At 57.5% G+C, this 1,610-nt stretch carries 2 protein-coding genes; one reads left to right on the forward strand and one right to left on the reverse strand.

The genetic code is table 11. The features are described 5' to 3' along the window. Window positions 1-728 (forward strand): NAD-binding protein (locus FXB40_RS46910; RefSeq protein WP_148779029.1); only part of this gene is annotated, 728 nt, incomplete at its 5' end. A 224-nt stretch (window positions 729-952) separates the two neighbouring features. Here FXB40_RS46910 and FXB40_RS46915 read toward each other — a convergent pair. Further along, the coding region (locus tag FXB40_RS46915; protein ID WP_148779030.1) for a TerC/Alx family metal homeostasis membrane protein at window positions 953-1,610 on the reverse strand (658 nt) is incomplete at its 5' end.

Genomic DNA, 1,610 nt, shown 5'->3' on the forward strand with positions numbered 1-1,610 from the left:
AGATGTGTATAAGAGACAGAGCCTGGATAGCCGTATGCCTGCCAGGAAAGGCCTTCGTCATGATCCAGGTTGGTGCAATCATGCGCTGGCCAGCACCGGTCGCAGTGCGAGCTGCCCTTATTCTGGCACACGGCGGAGAAGCGGGCTTACTTCTACTCACACAGGCGATGCGAGTGAATGCCCTGGAAGCGAGCGTTGGGCAGCCCGCTCTGTTGGCCCTAGCAGTGTCCATGGCGCTCGGCCCACTGTTGATTCAAGCGAGTTCGCGATTTGCGGAACTCGTTTGCGGTGCTTCACATCGCCTCAAAGCACGTGCAGAAGAGGCTGCCATCCGCGAGGAAAGCCAAGATCTCAGCGATCACGCTATCCTGTTTGGCTGCGGACGCGTGGGCCGTCCAGTGGCGCTCGTGCTGGAGGCAGCAAAGGCTCCCTACATTGCGATCGAGTCTGACCTAGTGCGCTTTCGCAGGGCAAAAACCTCCGGACACAAGGTCGTCTTCGGGGACGCGGGCCGCAAACGGGTTATGGAAGCTGCCGGCGTCGCCCGAGCGCGCCTCGTCGTCATAACCTTCGATCGACGTCATTTGATTGAACGCATTCTTCACTATGTGCGCCAGCAAAATCCAGCGGCATCCTCCGTCGTAAGTGCAGCCGATGATCAGGAAATCTCATCGCTGGCGCGGGCGGGAGCCAGCACCGAATATTGCGGCGGGCCTCGAGCTGGCTGACCAAGTGCTCCTTGTTTGCGGTTTCTCCCAGGATGATGCCGCAAGCATCATCACTGCAGTTCGAGCCGAACTCCATCCGGAATTGCGTGGGCACGTCGGCCGCTGAACCGCGAAACCCCGCGCGTTGGAAACTAGACCAGGCACAGGTCCAGCCCGCAACGTTCGGGCAACACTATTGCACAGCCCATGCTGACACGGTGGTTACTCTCGCCGCGCTCGATTTCCTAAGTGCAATTTGGCGCACGCCTCCCAAAGAGCAACGATGCAATGATCCCGCTTGCCAAAAGGATCGCTACGGCACCGAGCGTAAAAAACGTGCTGGTCGGCCCTTCAACCAGAACGTCTTTCAGCAGTAGCTTGATCCCGATCAGCACCAGGAGCAGCCCAAGCGAGGTTCTGAGATAACAAAACCGGTCGACGGCTCCGGCCAGCGCGAAATAGAGCGAACGCAAGCCGAGCAACGCCATGATATTGCTCGTGAACACCAGGAACGAATCGCGCGTGATGGAAAAAATCGCCGGGATGGAATCCAGAGCAAAGATCAGATCAGACGCCTCGATCATGATCAATGCCAGCGCAAGCGGCGTAAGGGCCAGCTGCCCTCGTCGTCTCACGACAAATCGTTCACCCGCAAATTTCGGCCACACAGGAAAGAAACGGCTTATCCATCTAATGATCGGATTCTTTTCAATATCCGGGGGGTGTCCAACCAGTCCCATCCTGATACCGCTGACAATCAAGAACGCGCCGAAAATGTAGAGAATCCAGTCACCGCGCTCGATTAACGCGGTGCCGCCAAGAATCAACGCGGCGCGCATGATCACTGCACCCAAGATTCCCCAATATAGTACGCGATGCTGAGTGACCTGCTCCCCAATTTGC

The organism is Bradyrhizobium rifense, from assembly GCF_008123425.1.
In the GTDB taxonomy this organism is placed as follows: domain Bacteria; phylum Pseudomonadota; class Alphaproteobacteria; order Rhizobiales; family Xanthobacteraceae; genus Bradyrhizobium; species Bradyrhizobium rifense.